This is a genomic window from Bifidobacterium dentium JCM 1195 = DSM 20436 (genome assembly GCF_001042595.1).
Taxonomy (GTDB): Bacteria; Actinomycetota; Actinomycetes; order Actinomycetales; family Bifidobacteriaceae; genus Bifidobacterium; species Bifidobacterium dentium.
Genome location: NZ_AP012326.1, coordinates 1,674,506 through 1,694,806 on the forward strand (window position 1 = coordinate 1,674,506; position 20,301 = coordinate 1,694,806).

Here is a 20,301-nt window from a genome sequence, read left to right on the forward strand (position 1 = left end):
AATTTTCCGCTGACTGCTCTTCCATTATGTGGCCATCTGTCGATAGACTTTACTCGGTATATTCTCCAGTGGACAGGCGGTATCATGGCACGTCACTCGGCACGGACCAGACAGCAGGGCGATTCCGGCAACGGAGTTGACGAACGAATCGTGGCAAGGGCCATCGACCTGACAAAGAGCTACGGAGACAAGGACAACCAGGTCACCGCGCTCAACCATGTGGATGTGGAATTCATGCGCGGCGAGATGACTGCGATCATGGGCCCTTCCGGCTCAGGCAAATCCACCCTGATGCATTGCATGGCAGGTCTCGACTCCCCTACTTCCGGCAGGGTCGTCGTGGAAGGTCTCGAAGTCTCGTCCATGAATCAAAAGCAACTGACCGATCTGCGCCGCGAACAGATCGGCTTCATCTTCCAATCCTTCAATCTGGTACCGACGCTGTCTGCCGAAGAGAACATCCTCCTGCCATTGCAGATCGCGAAACGGCCCATCGACCGCGATTGGTTCAACCAGGTGGTCAAGGTGGTCGGTCTTGAACAGCGACTGACCCATCGGCCGAGTCAGCTTTCGGGCGGCCAGCAGCAACGCGTCGCCTGCGCTCGCGCAATGATGGCGCGCCCTTCGGTGATCTTCGCGGACGAGCCGACCGGCAATCTGGATTCACGTTCCAGCAGGGAGGTTCTCGGGTTCCTCCGTGATTCCGTACGTGATTACGGCCAGTCCATCGTAATGGTCACGCATGATCCGCGTGCCGCCTCCTTCGCCGACCGCGTACTGGTGCTGGCGGATGGTGAGATCACCCGCGACATGAGCCACCCCACCTATGCCGATATTCTCGAAGTGTTCGCGGACGATGACGAGGCCGAAACCACGACTTCGACGGAAGGCGCCCGGTCATGATCCGTATCGGTTTGCGTGATGCGAGAAGCCATTTCAGCCGTTTCATCATGTCAATCGTGGCCATCGCGCTCGGCGTAAGCTTCGTGGTCGGCTCGTTCTGCTTCCGCGAGATGCTCAACAACCAGGTCTCGCAGATGATGGCCACCAACGCCGACCATGATGTGTACGTACGAGGCGCCAAACAGACCAAGAGCAGTTCGACACTGCTCGCATCGGGTTCGTCGATAGCAAGCTACAACGCCATCGACGTGGACCTCGCCGACGATATCGCCAAGGTGAAGGGCGTCACATCGGCGCGCGTGGCCTACTCACTCACCGGCGTGGTGCTGGTCGACAAACACGGCGACGCCGTGACCACTATGGGCTCGCCCTCGATGGCACTCGGCATCAGCGCTTCGACTCCGTGGCGCTCCGCCAAGTTCACTTCCGGCACGTACCCGAAAGGCGCAGATGAAATCGCCCTGCATTCCTTCGCAGCGGAGCGATCCGGTCTCAAAGTGGGAGACAAGACGAAGATCGTCTACTCCGATGGCCCGCATGACGTGACGGTCAGCGGTATCTTCTCGACCTCCGCAAGCCAGGCGGGCGCCATCATCATCGGCGTCGATCCAAGCGTAGCCAAGGAACAATCCGACAAACAATCGGACGATGCCGACAAAACCGCGCAGATCTGCGTCTACGGCAGTACGACCACTCCGTTGAACGCATCCGAGCAACAGCAGCTGGCGGATCGCATCAACAAGGCGCTGCCCAAGAATTCCAAGGCACACGCCGTCACCGGAGACGAATATCGCGACGATACCACCAAGGCCACGCAGGATTCACTCGGCTTCATCCAGCCGCTGATCCTCATCTTCGCCGTCATCGCGCTGTTCGTCGGTTCGTTCATCATCGCGAACACCTTCTCGATGATCGTACGTGAGTCGATGCGCGGATATGCGCTGCTACGATCCATCGGCGCCTCACCCGCACAGGTCTTCTCCACGGTGATCGTGCAGGCCGTGGTGCTCGGTCTGGTCGGTTCGGGCACAGGCATCGCGCTCGGTTGGGGCATGGTACGACTGATCGTCATGGGACTGGCGAATATGGGACTGCCATTGACCGGAGCCACCGATCCGTCCATCTCCGACATGGTAATCGGCCTGATCGTGGGTGTGCTGGTCACGTTGATCGGCGCGGCATTGCCGGCACGCAATGCCGCGCTTGCCCCGCCCATCCAAGCGATGAACGAGACGGTGAATCCGGAAAAACCGGTACGCATGCGAGGCATCGTCGGCACGATTATGGTGGTGCTCGGTTTCGCCAGCTGGGCGTTCGCCTGCGCCATGGCCGTCGCGGACGGCAACGGGCCGACGCCATGGGACGTGGTAAACCATATCGCCATCGGCTGGCCGCTCGGCGTCGGCGCGGCATTGGCCGTGGTCGGTGTCATCATGGCCGGACCGGCCTTCGTCTCCCCCGCCGGCAACCTATTGGGATGGTTGCCGTCGAAGATCTTCACCGTCACCGGCCGGCTCGCGACGCGCAACATCTCCCGTTCCAAGAGACGCACGTCGAATACCGCCGCCGCATTGTTCGTAGGCGTCGCAATCGTCAGCTGCCTCGGCGTGGTGGCCTCGTCGGCGAAGGCCTCGGTCAATTCCTTGGTGGACAACGGTTTCAAAGCGGATTTCGCCGTGATCTCCGCGTCCTTCGGACGGTTGCCAGATCAGGCCATATCCGACATCAAGAACACCGACGGCGTCAAGACGGTCACCACGAACCGTCTCATGCTCGGCGTCAAGTATGACGGCCGATCCATCGGTAGCGTGACATTCGCCACGCAAACGCACTTGTTCACCGACGTGTTCGCCGCGGAAACCACCGAGGGCGACGCCGTCAAGGCGATGAAGAAGGGTGAACTGCTGGTCGGCAAAGACGTGGCCGAAGACCGGGGCTGGCATGTGGGAGACCGGGTCAAGGTATCCGCCGAGAATACGGTGGTCGACCAAGAGGCCACCGAACAGGCCCAAGCCGATTATCAGGCCCAGGTTCAGGCACATGTGCAGGAGTTGCAGAACGAAGCGCAGCAGATGGCCGCATCCGGCGATGTGGCAGGAGCGCAGGCCAAGGCGGACGAGATCCAACGGTATACCACCGACGCGCAGAACGTCGATCCGCAAACCTTGATCAAGACGAAGAAGGAGACCACGGAAAAGACGATCAGAATCGGTGCGATCGTGTCGAACTCCGTGTATCGCGACAATGTGATGTTCAACGATGACGTCGCCGAGCAGATCGGCAACAAGCAGACCATGTTCCCCATGTCTCTGTACGTCAATGCCAAGTCCGGCACCGATACCGCTGCGGTGAAGCGGAACATCAAGAACGCCGTGAAGAAGTACTACACGATTTCGGTGTTCGATCATGACGAATACAAGTCGACGATGAGCACGATGATCGACCAGGTACTCATGATCCTGTACGCACTGCTGGCATTGTCGATTATCATCGCGATCTTCGGCATCGTGAACACGTTGGCGTTGAGCGTATCGGAACGTACCAAGGAGATCGGCCTGCTACGGGCCATCGGCACATCACGCGGACAGGTGCGCGGCATGCTCGGCATCGAAGCTGCCATCATCTCCGTATTCGGCACGGTGATGGGCTTGGTGGTCGGCGTCTCGGCCGGTGTGGTGATCCGCGCCGTCTACGCCTCCAAGGGATTGGAGACGCTTGCGGTTCCGTGGACGCAGTTGCTGATCTTCCTCGTGCTGTCGATCGTAGTCGGTCTGATATCCAGTATCTCGCCGGCCTCCCGCGCACTCAGGCAACCCGTTCTTGACGCCGTGGCCAGCGAATAGGTCTAGACTGTCGATAAACGGTGCAACGAAGGGGACCATATGCCGATTCCACATGAGATTCCTGCCGGCGCACGCATTGTGGTGCGCACGTACGAAGGCGTGGATCCGGCCGACCAACGTATGAAGTTCCGTGATTTTGTCGGCCATGTGCGCTCTTGGGACGGACGGACGCTGGAGCTGATGCGGGACGCGGCCGCCAATGGCTCACGTCCCGCACACCGTGTCAGCATTCCCGCCGACGCAATCGTCACGATCAAACCGATTCCCGAACGTTCCATGACCCGATCGCAATCGTGACGTTCGCTGTGTGCGCTTCCTCGGCGAGCCTCACACAGCGGAACGGATTTGGACGTCAACCGCGTGATCATCCGTGAACCGGATGATGTGTTCTCCCCTGCGGGCGGATTCCAGCAGCATCTGCTGCCAGCCTTCCGCAGGGATCGCAAGCGAAACCGTCTCGCATCGTTCCATGAAATCAGGCTGCCGTATGGCCGTCTTGTAATCACGGAACGGTTGACCTTGCTCGAAGAAACGTGCCATCTCCTTGGCGTCGCTCTCCTGGGTGGCGGCGGTCTGCAACGCACCGGCGCCTTGGGGCTGAACACCATGCAATACGTTGGCCATCAGCGTCAGACGATTGGCCATATTACGCAGCAATAGCTCCACATTGGCCGCATCCTCCTCCACCATGGCACGTGTGCGATCCGGATCGGTCAATGCCACGCGGGTCATGTCACGCCAGGATCCCGCAGCGAGCGCGGCCGCGACATTACGATTCGGATTGACCACGAGTTCGTTGACCATGGCCGTGGCGATGACGTGCGGCATATGCGAGATCAGCGCGGCGCAACGGTCATGCGTGGCATCGTCAAGTACGATCAGGCGATTGGCGCAGGCATCGGTGATCATCGTCGCGACGGCCAGGAACCGCCGGTATTCAGTGCGTTCGTCCACGGTGATGGCCCATAGCGCGTCATCGTATAAAGCGGGATCCGAGGATTCCCAACCGGACAGTTCATTGCCGGCCATCGGATGCGCGCCGACGTAGCAGTTCTCCAGTCCGACGGCCTTCACCTGATCGCGCACCATGCCTTTGACGCTGCCGACGTCGGTGAGCGTCGTCACGTTCTGGTCGATCAGCGGCTTCAAAGCGGAGAGAATCTGCGGCATGGCCTTGAGTGGATTGCACAGTACCAGCACATCGGGCCTGCCATCGGCCAGAGCGGCCAATGTCGGCATGCAGGTGATGCCGTCCGTTTCGGCGGTCGCATACGGACGATCATTGTGATTCCAAGCCGTCACCTCGCAACCTGCGTTGACGAGCCTGCGTGCCAGAGAGCCTCCGATCAGGCCCAATCCCACGATTGCGATACGCTGCTTCACCACATCAGCTCCCTTCTTACCATACCGTCGTTCTGCCAATCCTCAGGCAGATGCCTATCGTCAAGACGCACTCCACCCTGCGGCAACATCCAGCTGGCCACCGGCGGGCTCGGCCGTTCCCTACGAGGATAGACGGCCAAGGTCTTGGCCCAGTCTCCGTGCTCGGCGATTTCCACGAGCGCGTCACGGAACCGCCGTTCCCATGGGGCCGCGTCGAACGTGGCGATGAAGCTGTAGGTGCCATCATGTCCTTTGATCGGACGCGAGATGAAGCTGGTCATATTGAGTCCTGCATCGCGGAACACATCCAGCAGATCGGCGAGTACACCCGGGCCGGTAACCAGCGGGATGAGCGTCAATACCGATTCATAGTCCACATCGTCCTGGGTTTTCGGCTGTTCCAGCAGATCGGCGACTTCCTCACGTCGGGCCAGCACAAGAAACTCGGTGCGTGCGCCCTGATAGTCCTGTACCGCACTGCCGACGCGTTTGATGTCATACAGATCGCCACAGATGCTCGGTCCGAATGCGACCTCACCCGGCTTGAGGTCGCGACAGGCGGCTGCGTTGGATGATGCCGTCACCGCGTCAAGATGATGCTCGGCGATGAATTTTCTGCATTGCGCAAGGCCATGCGAGTGGGCCGTGGCGACGTAGGCATCCTCCAGTCCGGTGTCGGGCAGCGTATAGGCGTCAAACTCGACGTTGACGCCGACACGGGCGAAGCCGACCAGGTCCTGCGCGTCGATCAGGGCGTCAAGGTTCGGCACGACATACCCCTCGACGTTGTTCTCCCATGCGATGACGCCCCAGCCTTCGCCGTTCTGCGCGGCCTGCATGATCTGCGGCACATCATCGCAGGCAATGAGATCGAATCCTTCGGGCACGACCGGCCGCAACAATCCGGCCGCACTGACCGCCGCCTGATGCGTGAATGTGCCTTGGGGCCCGAGATAGAACAACTTCCGTGCATTCATATCTTCCCGTTCCTCCTTCATGCTTCCTTGCACCTTACCGTAGTGGTGGCCCGTAGCGCAGCCCCTATTCCATCGGCTGGGCGTCCGTATCGGTCCGAGGCTGCACGACGAACCAGCGCTTTGGCAGGAGCAACATGATGCATGGGATCAGCACGATGCCATACAGCCAGAAGTAGCCGGCATGGTCGCTGAAGAACGGCATATTCGCGTCACTGCCGAAACCGACCGGAATCAAAGCGTCGCCGCCCGGACCGTATCCCGCCATGACCGTCCATACCACCAGTGACGAGCTGATGAGATGCAGGGCAAGCCCGACGACGCCGTCGCGTGAGCGGGCGCACCAAGTGGAAAGGATTACGATGAGGAAGGCCAGTGCCAGGCCGTATGGGATGTTCATCGATGCTCCCATACGATGTGCCATCGTGCCGACGGCACCGATTGCCGCGCCGGAAAGCACGTCGATGAGAAGCCTCACCGGCATCGGTTGCCGATACGACCATGGCAGCAGCCTGCGATCGTTGTCTTGAGTCATGCTCACCACTATTCTCCTCGTTCCTTATGATTTCATCACACCGTGTGCCGCCCGCTCGCCGGAAAAGGAAAAAGGAGAGATGCACGCACATGCGCATCTCTCCTCTGCTCGATCAGCGACTACTTGCCCTGCTGATTGTTCTGACGACGCTGCTTGGCGCGCCACTTGTACCAGTCCTCACGGCTGAGGATGATCTTGCGGATTCGGATGGACTCCGGGGTGACTTCCACGCACTCATCCTCGTTGGCGAAGTCCAGGGACTCCTCAAGGCTCATCTTGATCGGCGGGGTCAGGGTCTCCAGCACGTCGGCGGTAGCGGAACGCATGTTGGTCATGTGCTTGGCCAGCGTGATGTTCACATCCAGCTCATCCGGCTTATTGTTCACGCCGACGACCTGGCCCTCGTACACCGGGGACTGCGGCTCGACGAAGAAGTTGCCGCGAGCCTGCAGGCGCTGCATGGCGTATGGGGTGGCGACGCCCTTACGGTCACAGACCATGGAACCGTTCTGACGGGTTACGATCTGGCCGGCCCACGGGGCGTAGCCTGCGGAGATGGAGGCTGCGATGCCGGTGCCGCGCGTGGCGGACAGCAGTGCGGTACGGAAACCGATCAGGCCACGGGAGGGAACGGTGAACTGCAAACGCACCCAGCCGGTGCCGTGGTTGGTCATGTTGTCCATACGGCCCTTGCGATCGGCCATGAGCTGGGTGACGGTGCCCATGTACTCTTCCGGTACGTCGATGGTGGTGTTTTCCATCGGCTCGTTGATCACGCCGTCAACGGTCTTGGTGACCACCTGCGGACGGCCGACGGTCAGCTCGTAGCCTTCGCGGCGCATCTGCTCGGCGAGCACAGCCAAGGCGAGTTCGCCACGGCCCTGGACCTCCCAGGCGTCCGGACGCTCGGTCGGCAGCACCTTGATGGACACGTTGCCGATGAGTTCACGGTCCAGGCGGTCCTTGATCATGCGGGCGGTGAGCTTGTGATCCTTGCCTTCCGTGCCGGCCAATGGCGAATCGTTGATGCCGAAGGTCATGGAGATGGCCGGATCGTCGACGTGGATGAGCGGCAGCGGACGCGGGTCGCTCGGGTCGACGATGGTCTCGCCGATCATGATGTCGTTCACGCCGGCCACTGCGACGATGTCACCGGGGCCTGCGGAATCGACGGGGGTGCGCTCCAGGCCCTGCGTGCGCAGCAGTTCGGAGACGCGGAAGTTCTCGATGGAGCCGTCCACACGGGACAGGCCGTAGGTCTTGCCCTTCTCCAGGGTGCCGTTGTAGATGCGGACCAGGCCGAGTCGTCCGAGGAAGTCGGAGGAGTCGATGTTGGCCACATGGGCCTGGAGCGGTGCACCTTCGTCGTATTCCGGGGCCGGAATGTTCTTGATGATGGCCTCGAACAGCGGCTCGAGATTGTCGTTATCCGGCAGACCGCCGTTCTCCGGCTGATTCTCGGATGCGTATCCGGCCTTGGCCGCGCAGTAGATTACCGGCAGGTCGAACAGGGAATCCTCGTCAAGATCGATGCCCTCCTCGATGACGTCCTGTGCCAGACCCAACAGCAGATCGGATGCCTCGCCGACGACCTCTTCGATACGGGCGTCCGGACGATCGGTCTTGTTCACGCACAGGATGACCGGCAGCTTGGCTTCAAGGGCCTTGCGCAGCACGAAACGGGTCTGCGGCAGCGGGCCTTCGGAAGCATCGACGAGCAGCACGACGCCGTCGACCATGGAGATGCCGCGTTCGACCTCGCCGCCGAAATCGGCGTGGCCGGGGGTGTCGATGATGTTGAGGGTGATGCCTTCCGGATGACCGTACTTGGCGGCCAGCGGACCGGTGTACTGCACGGCGGTGTTCTTGGCGAGGATGGTGATGCCCTTCTCGCGTTCCAGATCGTTGGAGTCCATCACGCGATCCGGGACTTCCTCACGCTCGTTGAACACATGGGACTGCGCCAGCATGCCGTTGACCAGGGTGGTCTTGCCATGATCGACGTGTGCCACAATCGCTACATTTCGAATATCGCCGCGAACCGCCATCGAAACCTCTCTTAGTATTGCCGTTCTCTTGCGTAACCGTTCGGTACGTGCATGGTTATCGGTACTTGAATTCCGTACTTACACACAAACGAAACCAATCCTAGCGAAGCAATGCGACAGATAAGCCGAGGGGCCCATCGGCGCAACGTGAACCGCACCCCGATTATTGGACTGAAGAAATTCGGATTCGATGATTGGAGGTGTGGTTCTTTCGTATGCGTGAGGATCGGAGGAAGCACTATGACGACGGGTTCCGGCGCGAGGCGCTGAGGCTCATTGAGGCCGGCGTGGGCAAACGCTCCCTCGCCCGTCGGTTTGCGATGCCCGTGCAGACTGCGGAAAAATGGATCATGCTGTACAGATCCAACGGCGGGGAGGCGGTCATGGGAACCACCGGCAACAGGCGTTATGACTGGGAGACGAAGGTCGCGGCGGCGCGGGACCACGTCGAGAACGGCTTGAGCGTGGCCGAGGTCATGGCCAGGTACGGGATAGCGAGCATCGCCCCGCTGCAGCGTTGGTGCCGCGAATACCGTGCCGGTGGCGCGGAGGCGTTGAGGCCGAAGCCCAAGGGCAGGCCTAAAGGCGCGAAATCCAAGCCAAGGCCGAAACCCACGCGGGAGCAGGAGCTGACCGAGGAGGTCGCCTACCTGAAGGCGAAGGTCGCGTACCTGGAAAAACTCCGGGCCCTGCGGGCGCAGAAGTCACGAAGCGCGAGCGAAGCGCCGTCGTCCGACTGCTCGCAGGGCAGGGGCACCGGCTCGACCACCTGCTGAAGATCAGCGGGTTGGCGAGATCCACGTATTTCCACCATCTGTCGCATCCGGCGCATGAGACGCGCCCCGACCTCGATCCCATGGTCGCAGAGATCTGGGAAAGGACGGCCAACGGGTGCGGCCACCGGCAGATCCATATGTGCCTGGTCCACGAGTTCGGACAGAAGGTGTCGGCCAAGAGCGTCCTGAGGGTCATGCGCCGCATGGGACTCAGATGCCCGATCCGCGCCAGGAATCCATGGAGAGGCTACAGCTCGTACAGGGGCGACGCTGGCGGAGGGGTGCCGAACCTGCTCAAACGCGACTTCACCGCCGGCAAGCCGTTCGAAAAACTCGGCACCGACGTCACCGAATTCAAGGTCGCGGGCGGCAAGGCCTACCTCGCGCCCGTGTACGACATGGCCAGCAAGGAAATCGTCGCCTGGGACGTGAGCCGGCACCCCGGCATGGGGCAGCAGCGGCGTCTGCTCGCCATGCTCGAAGCCAGGCTGCCCGGGGGCGCGAACCCGATCCTGCACTCGGACATGGGATGGCAGTACCAGCACCCGTGGTGGCGCGGGGAGCTCGAACGGCTGGGCATCCGCCAGTCCATGAGCCGCAAGGGCAACTGCCTGGACAACGCCGCCACCGAACAGGTCTTCGGACACCTCAAGGACGAGTTCTACCGGGGGCGCGAATTCGACTCGTACGAGCAATTCAAACGAGAACTTGACGCGTACGTCATCCACTGGAACACCAGACGACGCCAGATACGACTCGAGGGACACACCCCGGAGGAATTCCGAAGCGTGTCCCTCGCAGCCTAGACCTGTATCCTATTTAACAACGTCCAACAATCGGGGCGCAGTTCAAACGCCGAGGGCCCCTGACTCGATAGAGCGGAAAATCAGTCTTCCAGTTCCTTGCCGGTGCGCTCGGGCAGGCACAGGGCCGCCACGCAGGCCAGGATGAACGCCACGGCGAACACGATGAACGCCACGGCCTTGTTGCCGCCGGACAGCGTCAGGAACCATGGCACGAGCAACGGGGCGATGATGGCGGCCACTCGACCGCAGGCGGCCGCGGCTCCGGCGGCGGCACCGCGCAGGCGGGTCGGATAGATCTCCGGCGTCACCGCGTACAACACGCCCCATGCGCCGAGGTTCGAGGCCGACAACAGCATGCCGAAGCAGAGTACCGCAGCCACGGAACCGGCTTGGGAGAAGGCGAACGCCGCCACGGCGGACACGGCGAGGAACACACTCAGGGTCTTCCTGCGACCCCAGACCTCCACCAGCCATGCCGCCAGGAAATACCCCGGCAGCTGCGCGATGGCGATGGCCAACGTGTAGCCGAACGACTTGGTCAGGGAGCCGAACTGATCGGCCAGCAGCGATGGCATCCAGGTGAAGGCCCCGTAATAGGAGAAGTTCACGAAGAACCATGTGGCCCAGATCGCCGCGGTACGGGCGATATACCTCTTTCCGAACAGTTCGCGGGTATTGATCTTCGGCAACGGCTGGCCCTTCGGCGAGGCCACCGGCTCGACGCCACCGGCCTGTTCGAAATACCGCACCGCCCGTTCGGCTTCATCCTCACGCCCCTTGGATTCTAGGAATCGCACGGATTCCGGAATGTGAATGCGCGTCACGATGGCATACAGCAACGGCAGTGCGCCGATGAGCAACGCCCATCGCCAACCCCAGTCGCCGGTATTCGGAATCACGAAATATCCGATGCATGCGGCCACGATCCAGCCTATGGCCCAGAAGGACTCCAGCAGCACCGTCATACGTCCGCGCTGCTTGGTCGGCGAGAATTCGGAGACGAGCGTCGACGCGACCGGCAGCTCGGCGCCCAGACCCAGTCCGATGATCAGTCTGGCGATGAGCAATGCGGCCAGCGACCACGACAGCGCCATGCCACCGTTGGCCAGACCGAAAATCACCAACGTTGCCGAGAAGACCGTCTTGCGTCCCACTCGATCGGCAACATATCCGCCGAGCGCCGCACCGATGGCCATGCCGACGAAGCCGATGGACAGCACCCAGCTTTTCTCCGTCGGCGTCAGATTGAAATGCGGGTCGGCCGCGATGGCGGCGACCACGAACGACACCAAGCCGACATCCATGGCGTCGAATGCCCATCCGATGCCGGAGGCCACCAGCAGTTTGCGATGAGCCTTATTGAACGGCAACCTGTCAAGTCGTTCGTTTCGGGTAAGTTCGGCCGCTCCCCCGGCAGCCTGTTGCGTTGCGGACATCTGATCCCTTCCTGTGTTTTCCCTTTTTTCGAATGCGATGCGTCACGCCGTGGTCAGGGCGGAGAGCGCATCATCCTGCGGATCAATATCGGATGCGGCGAAATCGGTCCTTGACTCGGCGACGTTCCAAGGCGTTGGCTGAGCCGTGCCCTGTTTGTAGCGATAGACCGTGGCCGGTCTGTTACGGCCGACACGCAGCTTGTCGCCGGTATCCTCAAGCAGACCAGAAGCAAGCATCTTACGGCGGAAGTTCGCCAGATCGATGTCTTCCTCGGCAATCGCCTCGTAGACGTCATGCAGTTGGCTCAGGGTGAAACGGTCGCCCACCAGCCGCGCAACGATGTCGGGATATTCGATTTTGCCGCGTAGCCGCTCCATGGCGTAATCGACGATTTCGCGATGGTCGAAGGCGAGCTCCGGCAGATGGTCCACCGGGAACCATGACACGTTGTCGCCGTCGGCGAACTCGACGTTCTCGTCCATGCCACCGACCAAGGCCCAGTAAACGATGGAGACCATCGGAAGGCCCCCATGGGACCTGGACGGATCGCCGAAGGTATAGAGCTGCTCAAGATAGCGTGGATGAAGCGACGTGGTGGATTCCAGTGCCGCATAGGCTGATTGCTCAAGCGAATGATCGGCACGCAGGCCACCACCCGGCAGAGCCCACTGACCAAGGAACGGCTGGCGTACGCGTCTGACCAAAGGCATCCACAACGTACCGCGGGTCTGATCGTTCCGGTCATCCGCCCGCGCGGCAGGACCAAGTGCGAGAATCACCACGGAAACGCCGACCTGGGGAGGTTGCCTGCGCCTCTCCGAAACGTTGCCCATGATCATAACGGCCTCGATTCGTCAGTCCGAATTGTTCCGAGACCTCAGTGTATCACTTATGGTCAACATGACCATAAGTGCTGTTTCCCGCATATGAACAAGCCCCGTTGCCGGGGCCTACATGACGGAAACCAATCAGGCGATGATGCCTTTGGCAATCAGCTCACGCGCGACCTCGCGATATTCCTTCGCGGTCTTATGGTTCGGCGCATAGATGGTGATCGGCGCAGCCGCCACGGTGGAATCGGGCAGCTTGATGGACCGTGAGATCACCGAATGGAACACCTTGCCCTGAAAAGCCTCATAGATGCGTTGCAACACCTCGTCGCAGTGCAGGGTGTGCGTGAACATCGTGACCAGCACGCCATACACCTCAAGACTCGGATTGATACGCGTCTGCACCTTCTCTATGGACTGCATCAGCAGGGCCACGCCACGCAATGCGAAAAATTCCGCAGCCACCGGAATGATCACGCCGTCGGCGGCGGTCAACGCGTTCACCGTCAGCAAACCCAGCGACGGCTGGCAATCGACGATGATCACATCATATTCGTCCTTCACCTGACGCAGCACGCCGGCAAGCACCTGCTCGCGGCCGACCTCGGTGACCAACTGCACTTCGGCGGCGGAAAGGTCGATGTTGGCCGGCATGATATCAAGGTTGTCGAAATCCGTATGCTGAATCACGGCATGCACGTCCATACGTGGATTGAACAATGCGGTATACACCGTATCTTCCACCGCATTGGCGTTGATGCCCAGACCCACCGTCGCCGCACCCTGCGGATCGAAATCGACGATAAGCACACGGCGGCCATATTGGCTCAACGCTCCGGCGATGTTGATGGAACTGGTGGTCTTGCCCACGCCACCCTTCTGGTTGCACATGGCGATGACCCGCGCCGGGCCATGCTGCTGCAATGGTTCCGGGGCGGCAAACGTCTCATAATCACGTCCAAGCAAATCCGTAGGCATACTGATTACCTTACCAACATCCTTGTGTCAAAGTTCCACTGCTCCCATGCTAGCGCACACCCGTCGTGCAATCCGGCAATGACGCTGCCCGTTGATCAGCGCGCACGCGGATGCGCGGTCAGGTATGCCTCGATGAGATTCTCGGGACTCACGTGCGTGTAGATCTGCGTTGTGGTTACGCTGGCATGGCCGAGCAGCTCCTGTACGGTACGCACATCCGCACCGCCCTGAATCAGATGCGTCGCGAAGGAATGGCGCAAGGTATGCGGATGCAGCGGCTTGGTGATGTGCGCACGCTCACCGGCGGTTCGGATGATTTCCCACACCGACTGTCTGGACAGTCGTTTGCCGCGCTTGTTGAGGAACACCGCCCTGTGCTCGGCTGCTCCTTTGGACTTGGATTGCAAGACGGGCCGTCCGAATCTGAGATATCGGCGCAAAGCCTCGCACGCGAAGCTGCCTACCGGTACCAGACGCTGTTTGGAGCCCTTGCCCATCAGACGCGCCACCTTATCGTCCAAATCGATGTCGTCCAGATCGACGCCGCATGCTTCGGAGACCCGCGATCCCGTGGCATACATGAACTCGAGCAACGCCTTGTCACGTAGCATCACCGGGTCATCGGCCGCGGCATCACCATGCCCTTGTTTCCCATCGTGATGCCGCGAGAGCGGGATGGAATCCATCAATCGCATCACCTCATCGACGGAAAGCACGTCCGGCAGGGTGCTTGCGCCCTTGGGCGCCTTGACCTGTGCCGCGACATCATCGTGCACGACATGCTCGCTGAGGGCGAAACGATGAAAGGCATGAATGCTGGCCAGTCGACGAGCCTTGCTGCGGGCGCTCTCCCCCGAATCGTCGAGCGAGGCCACATATTCCTCGACATGCCGTGTGGTCACGTCATCGAGATCATGGATACCCTGTTCATGCAGCCAGGACACGTATTTATGCAGGTCGGAACCGTACGCGCAGACCGTGGCCTTGGACAGTCCCCGTTCCACGTCAATGTGCGCGAGGAACTGCCTGACCAGACGTTCGCAACCATCCATGTCGTTCCTTTCGGTCTTCGCCCTATTGTCGATCTGATATGCAAAGACCTCCGCCCAACGGAGCGGAGGTCATCATGTACGCCAATACGACGTCGGCCCGTATAGGCTCAGGCTTCCTTCGGAGCGTTCACATCAGCCGGAAGAGCGGCCTTGGCCTGCTCGACGATGGCCTTGAAGGTCTCCGGATCGGAGACGGCCAGTTCGGCCAGAGCGCGACGATCAAGCTCAATGCCGGCGAGGTGCAGGCCCTGGATGAAGCGGTTGTAGGTGATGCCTTCAGCGCGGACGGCGGCGTTGATACGCTGGATCCACAGCTTGCGGAAGTCGCCCTTGCGAGCCTTGCGGTCGCGGAAGTTGTAGGTAAAGGAGTGAAGCAGCTGCTCCTTGGCCTTGCGATACAGGCGGGAGCGCTGTCCGCGGTAACCGGAAGCCCTCTCGAGAACGACGCGACGCTTCTTGTGGGCGTTCACTGCGCGCTTGACACGTGCCATATTTGATTCCTCAGCTTTCTATTAAGTCTTGTCTTGTCAGCTCTCGCTATGCTCAGCGACCGAGCAGCTTCTTCATGCCCTTGTTCTGGGAAGAGGCCAGAACACCGTCGGCCTTCAGTTCACGGCGCTTACGAGCGGACTTATGCTCGAGGTTGTGGCGCATGGCGGAGCCGGCGTGCATCAGCTTGCCGGAACCGGTCACGCGGATGCGCTTGGAAGCGGCGGAATTAGTTTTCATCTTCGGCATTGCTGCCCTCCTTGTTTGTTACTTCGTTTCGGAAGTCTTCGGTTTGTCGGATGCCACCGCGGCCTTGGCTTCGGCTGCCGCCTGAGCCTGGGCTTCCTGCTTGGCCGCCAGACGGGCCGCCTGACGAGCCTGGCGTTCGGCACGAGACTGATCGCCACGACGACGCTGCTCGGACTGGGTGTGCACCTTTTTGCCCTTCGGCGCAAGCGTCATGATGATGTTGCGGCCTTCCTGCTTCGGAGCGAATTCGACGGTGCCGTACTCCTCCACTTCCTGGGCGAGACGCTGCAGCAGCTCGACGCCGCCAATCGGTCGGGACTGTTCACGACCGCGCAGCATGATGGTGACCTTGACCTTGTCTCCGCCATTCAGGAAGCGCACGACATGGCCCTTCTTGACTTCGAAGTCGTGATCGTCGATCTTCAGGCGGAAGCGGATCTCCTTGATTTCCGCGGTGCTCTGATTACGACGTGCCTCACGTGCCTTGATCTTCTCGTTGTACTTGAACTTGCCGTAGTCGATAAGTTTGGCGACGGGAGGCTTCGCGTTGGGCGCCACCTCGACGAGATCGAGGTTCGCTTCCTTTGCCAGGTTCAGTGCGACGGAAGTCGCGATGACTCCCACCTGCTCGCCATTCGGGCCGATCAGACGCACCTGGGAGACGCGAATCTCGTCGTTAATGCGTGGTTCGTCGCTGATGATGACTCCAATCCTCATGTTCCGTTCGGCGGAGCATCCTCGACTGGCGGTCTTTCCAAGCTTCGTGACTCAAGGCAAGCCATACCCGCACGGATAACCACACGACCATACGTCAATACACAATCCGCATGCATCGCCGGCAACCGGCGAAAAGGCTGATGCCTGAACCCGAGGCCCTGAAAGGCTTCCAGGTGGGGATGTCCCGCTTTCTTGATTTCTCAAGCCTTGTAGATAATACCACACCCCGGGACCGGCGCGTGTCGCATATGGCGCTCAGTCGATGGCGATGACTTCCGGCTTGGTGCCGTCATGCACGAAGTACACGTCGTACCAGGTCAGGAAGGAGTATACCGTCCAGATCTTGCGACGATCGTCCGTCTTGCCGGCGTAATTGTCGTCGATCATCTTCAGCAGGGCGGCCTGATCGAAGAACAGGCCGACATAGTCGCGTTCGAACACGGAACGTACGTACTTGTAGAACTTTTCTTCGCGCAACCATTTTTTGATTGGCACCGGGAAGCCGAGCTTCTCGCGGTCATACCATTCCTTGGGCAGGTGACGTCCCGCGGCCTGACGGAACGCGAACTTCGTGTTCTCGTCATTGATCAGGTACTTGGTGGGCACCTGTTCGGCCACGCTCATCAGCTCCTTGTCGAGCAGCGGCACGCGCAACTCGAGCGAATGGGCCATGGTCATCTTGTCGGCCTTGAGCAGGATGTCGCCGGGCATCCACTGATGCATGTCGAGGTACTGCTTCTTCTTGAGCTCGCTCAACCCCTTGCCCTTCACGCGGGCATAGGTCTTGTCCACGATGCTTTGCACGCTCGGAGCCTTACGGTATTCGGGCTTGAGCAGCCGTTCGGACTGCGCCTCCTCGAAGACACGCGCCTGGCCGATGAAGCTTTCCTCGGCCGGGGCGAGGTTCGCATACAGATGCCACGCACCCGGGAAGGTCTTGCCTTTGCAGAAACGCGCGATCGCATGACGCACGCCTGCCGGCATGTGAGTCAACCAGCGGGTCAGCATCTTGACGGGCTTGTATTTGGTATGCACGCCGTAATCGATGTAGCCCGCGAACAGCTCATCGGCGCCTTCGCCGCTCAATACGACCTTGACGTCCTTGGCGGCCAGAGCCGACAGGAAGTACAGCGGCACGCAGCTCGGATTGGAATCCGGCTCGTCCAGATGCCATTGGATGCGCGGGAACGCGGCGAATGCCTCTTCGTCGGTCAGCGCCTCGGCGGTGTTGTTCAGTTTGAGCAGTTCGGCCAGCTCACCGGCCTGCTGCGATTCGTTGTAGGTGCCCTTGCCGAATCCGATGGAATAGGTGTGTTCAGGGCGGGCCACGGCTGCGACATAGCTGGAGTCCACGCCGCTGGACAGGAAGGATCCCACCTCCACGTCGGCAATCTGATGGGCTTTGACGGAACCGCATACCGTATCGTCGATGGTATTCACCAGTTCGCCCAGCTTCTGGTCGCTTTCCCGGAAATTCTCGTCATAGTACCGATGAATGCTCATCTCGCCGTCGCGATAGACGAAGTAATGGCCCTCCGGCAGCTTGTACACGCCTTTGAAGAAGGTCTCGCCGATTGCCGGGTACTGGAAGGTCATGTATGGCTTCAGCGCCTCGGCGTTGAGCTCTTTGACGAAGTCCGGGTGCTGCAGGAGGCTTTTAATCTCCGAGGCATACATGAACGTGCCGTTCATCTTGGCATAGTAGAAGGGCTTGATGCCGAAGTGGTCGCGGGCGCCGAACAGTTCGCGCCTGTTCTTGTCCCAGATCACGAAGGTGAACATGCCCCGGACGCGTTGCAGCAGATCGACGCCCCACTGCTCATAGCCATGGAGCAGCACCTCGGTGTCGCTTTTGGTGGTGAAGGCGTGGCCCGCGGCGATCAGTTCGTCGCGCAACGGCTGGTAATTGTAGATTTCGCCGTTGAAGGTGATGACCAGCGAACCGTCCTCATTGTAGATCGGCTGCTGGCCTCCGCCCAGATCGATGATGCTCAGGCGACGATGGCCCAGAGCCACATGCTCGTCGATGTAGTGACCCTCACTGTCCGGACCACGATGAGCGATGATATCGGTCATCCGCTGCAGGGTCGGGCATTTGACATCGATTGGCATATCGTTGACGAATCCGGCGATTCCACACATAACTGCATAATCCCTTCGAAGACACTAGATAACAGGCTACCAAAACGTATGTGCGTAAGCTGTGTCGCACTTCTCAGGCCCTCCCGAAGGGCACGTGCGTTCCCATGATAGCCTTCCCACCGCCGTATTCGACGCAACGACTGGCTACACTGTCGGATATGACCACATATGATTCGCGCACCTGCGTCATCTTCGCCGCCGGGGAATACTATCGGGAGACCCCGCACGTTCCGGATGGCGCCTTCGTCATCGCCGCCGATGGCGGACTCGACCATACACGCGCCCTCGGCATCAATGCCGATGTGGTCGTCGGCGATTTCGATTCCCTCAAGGGCGCACGGCCCACGGATGGCGCCCGTACGGTCACCCTGCCTCCGCAAAAGGATGACCCCGACCTGCTGTCGGCCCTGAAGATCGGCTGGGCCCACGGCGCGCGGGAGTTCCATATCTTCGGCGCGCTCGGGGGGCGCATCGACCACACCATCTCGAACATTCAGCTCATGGCGTTGCTCGCCGAACGCGGGGCAAGCGGTTATCTGCACGGCGACGGTACGATCATCACCGCAATCTGCGACGGCGTGCTTTCCTTCCCCGCCAACGATGTGCGGCCGGGCCGCATGGTCTCGGTGTTCTCCCATTCCGACGTATCCACGGGAGTCAGCGAGCCGGGGCTCAAGTACGAGCTTGAGCATGCGACCATGAGCAATATCCGCGTCAATGGCGTCAGCAACGAGTTCCTGGATGGCGCGCCCGCACGCATCGAAGTGGAGCACGGCACACTGATCGTGACATTTCCGGCCGAGGCTCCACTGCCGCAGGTGACCCGGCTGCATGACTTCGACGGGGATCTAGGCACGCTCGATACGGAGGTCTCTTCCATCCTAGTCAAACGCAAATGCGCTTGAAAACTCATTGTGAGCGTTCACGGAAACGACGTCGTTTTCTGAAACACACGACCGCCATACGTTGCCCTAAGTACAGGTGACGCACTAAAGTGGGCGGTGTTGGTAAACAATGGCTTCATTGCGCCTCGCGCATGTGTGGCCTACCCTAAAGGGAGAATTACATGACAGTTAAGATTGGTATCAACGGCTTTGGTCGTATCGGTCGTCTGGCTTTCCGCCGTATCTTCGAGCTGCAGGCTCGTGGCGGCCAGGCCGGTGACATTGAGGTCGCTGCAATCAACGATCTGACCACCCCGTCCATGCTGGCCTACCTGCTGAAGTACGACAGCACCCACGGCACCTTCCGTCATGACGATGGCACCCCGGTCGAGGTCACCTCCACCGAAGACTCCATCGTGGTCGACGGCAAGGAATACAAGGTCTATGCCGAGAAGGATGCCAACAACATCCCGTGGGTCAAGAACGACGGCGTCGAGTTCGTGCTCGAGTGCACCGGCTTCTACACCTCCGCCGAGAAGTCCCAGGCCCACCTGAACGCTGGCGCCAAGAAGGTTCTGATCTCCGCTCCGGCCAAGGACGAGACCACCCCGACCGTCGTGTTCGGCGTGAACCACGAAATCCTGAAGGCCGACGACACCATCGTGTCCGCCGGTTCCTGCACCACCAACTCCATGGCCGCCATGGTCAAGCTGCTGGACGAGAACTGGGGCATCAAGGCCGGCTTCATGACCACCATCCACGCCTACACCGGCACCCAGATGATCCTCGACGGCCCGCGCTTCCCGAAGGCTCGCAACAACCGCGCCGCCGCCATCAACACCATTCCTCACTCCACCGGCGCCGCCAAGGCCATCGGCAAGGTCGTTCCGTCCGTGAACGGCAAGCTGCAGGGCCATGCCCAGCGCATCCAGGTTCCGGACGGCTCCGTCACCGAGCTGACCACCGTTCTGAACAAGGAAGTCACCGCTGACGAGATCAACGCCGCATTCAAGGCCGCCTTCTCCGCCACCGACTTCTACGGCTACAACGAAGACGGCATCGTGTCCTCCGACATCATCGGCGACACCCATGGTGGCGTGTTCGATCCGACCCAGACCGACGTCAACACCGTTGACGGCGTGACCATGGCTCGCACCGTCTCCTGGTACGACAACGAGTACGGCTTCACCTGCAACATGGTGCGTACCCTGCTGTACTTCGCCGAGATCTCCGAGTGAGCCGTCGCGGCTAGTCC

Annotated in this window: 19 protein-coding genes; 7 read left to right on the forward strand and 12 right to left on the reverse strand. The window is 60.6% G+C overall.

The features are described 5' to 3' along the window. Positions 1 to 84 precede the first annotated feature (84 nt). From BBDE_RS07210 to BBDE_RS07220, 3 genes are read left to right on the forward strand one after another with little or no spacing between them, the layout of a single operon-like run. A complete protein-coding gene (locus BBDE_RS07210) occupies positions 85 to 903 on the forward strand; it encodes an ABC transporter ATP-binding protein (protein ID WP_003839507.1) in 819 nt (272 codons plus the stop codon). Beyond that, a complete protein-coding gene (locus BBDE_RS07215) occupies positions 900 to 3,746 on the forward strand; it encodes an ABC transporter permease (protein WP_012902309.1) in 2,847 nt (948 codons plus the stop codon). Before BBDE_RS07210 ends, BBDE_RS07215 begins: the two co-directional genes overlap by 4 nt. Positions 3,747 to 3,785: 39 nt before the next feature. After that, positions 3,786 to 4,043 (forward strand): DUF6725 family protein, encoded by a 258-nt coding sequence (locus tag BBDE_RS07220; RefSeq protein ID WP_003839505.1) that lies wholly within the window; start codon positions 3,786 to 3,788, stop codon positions 4,041 to 4,043. Between the two features lie 30 nt (positions 4,044 to 4,073). Here BBDE_RS07220 and BBDE_RS07225 read toward each other — a convergent pair whose 3' ends face one another. The 4 genes from BBDE_RS07225 to typA all read right to left on the reverse strand — a co-directional run bounded on the left by BBDE_RS07225 (position 4,074) and on the right by typA (position 8,686). Continuing rightward, positions 4,074 to 5,129 (reverse strand): prephenate dehydrogenase, encoded by a 1,056-nt coding sequence (locus tag BBDE_RS07225; protein WP_187116118.1) that lies wholly within the window; start codon positions 5,127 to 5,129, stop codon positions 4,074 to 4,076. Continuing rightward, entirely contained in the window at positions 5,126 to 6,106 is a 981-nt protein-coding gene (locus tag BBDE_RS07230) for a prephenate dehydratase (protein ID WP_171843689.1), read from the reverse strand. Before BBDE_RS07230 ends, BBDE_RS07225 begins: the two co-directional genes overlap by 4 nt. A gap of 64 nt (positions 6,107 to 6,170) precedes the next feature. Next, a complete protein-coding gene (locus tag BBDE_RS07235) occupies positions 6,171 to 6,638 on the reverse strand; it encodes an alcohol dehydrogenase (RefSeq protein ID WP_042329993.1) in 468 nt (155 codons plus the stop codon). Positions 6,639 to 6,757: 119 nt separating this feature from the next. After that, the gene (gene typA, locus BBDE_RS07240) at positions 6,758 to 8,686 is read right to left on the reverse strand and encodes a translational GTPase TypA (RefSeq protein ID WP_003839500.1); all 1,929 of its coding nucleotides are present in this window, start codon (positions 8,684 to 8,686) and stop codon (positions 6,758 to 6,760) included. A 215-nt stretch (positions 8,687 to 8,901) separates the two neighbouring features. On the opposite strand from typA, the gene BBDE_RS07245 reads away from it, so the two are divergent. Next, positions 8,902 to 9,462: an IS3 family transposase gene (locus tag BBDE_RS07245; protein ID WP_003837948.1), complete on the forward strand. Its 561-nt coding sequence runs from the start codon at positions 8,902 to 8,904 to the stop codon at positions 9,460 to 9,462. After that, positions 9,423 to 10,268 carry an IS3 family transposase gene (locus BBDE_RS07250; protein ID WP_080513433.1) on the forward strand — a complete coding sequence of 282 codons (846 nt, stop codon included), beginning with the start codon at positions 9,423 to 9,425 and terminating at the stop codon, positions 10,266 to 10,268. Before BBDE_RS07245 ends, BBDE_RS07250 begins: the two co-directional genes overlap by 40 nt. 80 nt (positions 10,269 to 10,348) lie before the next feature. Here BBDE_RS07250 and BBDE_RS07255 read toward each other — a convergent pair whose 3' ends face one another. The 8 genes from BBDE_RS07255 to asnB all read right to left on the reverse strand — a co-directional run bounded on the left by BBDE_RS07255 (position 10,349) and on the right by asnB (position 18,162). Further along, complete coding sequence (locus tag BBDE_RS07255) at positions 10,349 to 11,704, reverse strand: MFS transporter (RefSeq protein WP_003839498.1); 1,356 nt, start codon at positions 11,702 to 11,704, stop codon at positions 10,349 to 10,351. Between the two features lie 42 nt (positions 11,705 to 11,746). After that, a complete protein-coding gene (locus BBDE_RS07260) occupies positions 11,747 to 12,544 on the reverse strand; it encodes an NUDIX hydrolase (protein ID WP_003839496.1) in 798 nt (265 codons plus the stop codon). Between the two features lie 129 nt (positions 12,545 to 12,673). Further along, positions 12,674 to 13,513, reverse strand: a complete 840-nt coding sequence (locus BBDE_RS07265; protein ID WP_003839494.1) for a ParA family protein — start codon at positions 13,511 to 13,513, stop codon at positions 12,674 to 12,676. A 95-nt stretch (positions 13,514 to 13,608) separates the two neighbouring features. After that, positions 13,609 to 14,565, reverse strand: a complete 957-nt coding sequence (gene xerD / locus BBDE_RS07270; RefSeq protein ID WP_003839492.1) for a site-specific tyrosine recombinase XerD — start codon at positions 14,563 to 14,565, stop codon at positions 13,609 to 13,611. Between the two features lie 107 nt (positions 14,566 to 14,672). Next, on the reverse strand, positions 14,673 to 15,056 hold the full coding sequence (gene rplT / locus BBDE_RS07275) for a 50S ribosomal protein L20 (RefSeq protein WP_003839491.1): 384 nt from the start codon (positions 15,054 to 15,056) through the stop codon (positions 14,673 to 14,675). 52 nt (positions 15,057 to 15,108) lie between these two features. Further along, positions 15,109 to 15,303 carry a 50S ribosomal protein L35 gene (rpmI, locus tag BBDE_RS07280; protein WP_003839490.1) on the reverse strand — a complete coding sequence of 65 codons (195 nt, stop codon included), beginning with the start codon at positions 15,301 to 15,303 and terminating at the stop codon, positions 15,109 to 15,111. Between the two features lie 18 nt (positions 15,304 to 15,321). Then, positions 15,322 to 16,020 (reverse strand): translation initiation factor IF-3, encoded by a 699-nt coding sequence (gene infC, locus BBDE_RS07285; protein ID WP_003839489.1) that lies wholly within the window; start codon positions 16,018 to 16,020, stop codon positions 15,322 to 15,324. A 255-nt stretch (positions 16,021 to 16,275) separates the two neighbouring features. After that, positions 16,276 to 18,162: an asparagine synthase (glutamine-hydrolyzing) gene (asnB, locus tag BBDE_RS07290; protein ID WP_003839488.1), complete on the reverse strand. Its 1,887-nt coding sequence runs from the start codon at positions 18,160 to 18,162 to the stop codon at positions 16,276 to 16,278. 158 nt (positions 18,163 to 18,320) lie between these two features. On the opposite strand from asnB, the gene BBDE_RS07295 reads away from it, so the two are divergent. Beyond that, positions 18,321 to 19,067, forward strand: coding sequence for a thiamine diphosphokinase (locus BBDE_RS07295; RefSeq protein ID WP_003839487.1), 747 nt, complete (start codon positions 18,321 to 18,323; stop codon positions 19,065 to 19,067). Between the two features lie 161 nt (positions 19,068 to 19,228). Beyond that, positions 19,229 to 20,284, forward strand: coding sequence for a type I glyceraldehyde-3-phosphate dehydrogenase (gene gap, locus BBDE_RS07300; protein ID WP_003839485.1), 1,056 nt, complete (start codon positions 19,229 to 19,231; stop codon positions 20,282 to 20,284). Positions 20,285 to 20,301 lie beyond the last annotated feature (17 nt).

Coding starts and splice junctions, on each gene's coding strand:
- BBDE_RS07210 (WP_003839507.1), top strand. CDS start 85: ATGGCACGTCACTCGGCACGGACCAGACAGCAGGGCGATTCCGGCAAC.
- BBDE_RS07215 (WP_012902309.1), top strand. CDS start 900: ATGATCCGTATCGGTTTGCGTGATGCGAGAAGCCATTTCAGCCGTTTC.
- BBDE_RS07220 (WP_003839505.1), top strand. CDS start 3,786: ATGCCGATTCCACATGAGATTCCTGCCGGCGCACGCATTGTGGTGCGC.
- BBDE_RS07230 (WP_171843689.1), bottom strand. CDS start 6,106: ATGAATGCACGGAAGTTGTTCTATCTCGGGCCCCAAGGCACATTCACG.
- BBDE_RS07235 (WP_042329993.1), bottom strand. CDS start 6,638: ATGACTCAAGACAACGATCGCAGGCTGCTGCCATGGTCGTATCGGCAA.
- typA (WP_003839500.1), bottom strand. CDS start 8,686: ATGGCGGTTCGCGGCGATATTCGAAATGTAGCGATTGTGGCACACGTC.
- BBDE_RS07245 (WP_003837948.1), top strand. CDS start 8,902: ATGCGTGAGGATCGGAGGAAGCACTATGACGACGGGTTCCGGCGCGAG.
- BBDE_RS07255 (WP_003839498.1), bottom strand. CDS start 11,704: ATGTCCGCAACGCAACAGGCTGCCGGGGGAGCGGCCGAACTTACCCGA.
- BBDE_RS07260 (WP_003839496.1), bottom strand. CDS start 12,544: ATGATCATGGGCAACGTTTCGGAGAGGCGCAGGCAACCTCCCCAGGTC.
- BBDE_RS07265 (WP_003839494.1), bottom strand. CDS start 13,513: ATGCCTACGGATTTGCTTGGACGTGATTATGAGACGTTTGCCGCCCCG.
- xerD (WP_003839492.1), bottom strand. CDS start 14,565: ATGGATGGTTGCGAACGTCTGGTCAGGCAGTTCCTCGCGCACATTGAC.
- rplT (WP_003839491.1), bottom strand. CDS start 15,056: ATGGCACGTGTCAAGCGCGCAGTGAACGCCCACAAGAAGCGTCGCGTC.
- rpmI (WP_003839490.1), bottom strand. CDS start 15,303: ATGCCGAAGATGAAAACTAATTCCGCCGCTTCCAAGCGCATCCGCGTG.
- infC (WP_003839489.1), bottom strand. CDS start 16,020: ATGAGGATTGGAGTCATCATCAGCGACGAACCACGCATTAACGACGAG.
- asnB (WP_003839488.1), bottom strand. CDS start 18,162: ATGTGTGGAATCGCCGGATTCGTCAACGATATGCCAATCGATGTCAAA.
- BBDE_RS07295 (WP_003839487.1), top strand. CDS start 18,321: ATGACCACATATGATTCGCGCACCTGCGTCATCTTCGCCGCCGGGGAA.
- gap (WP_003839485.1), top strand. CDS start 19,229: ATGACAGTTAAGATTGGTATCAACGGCTTTGGTCGTATCGGTCGTCTG.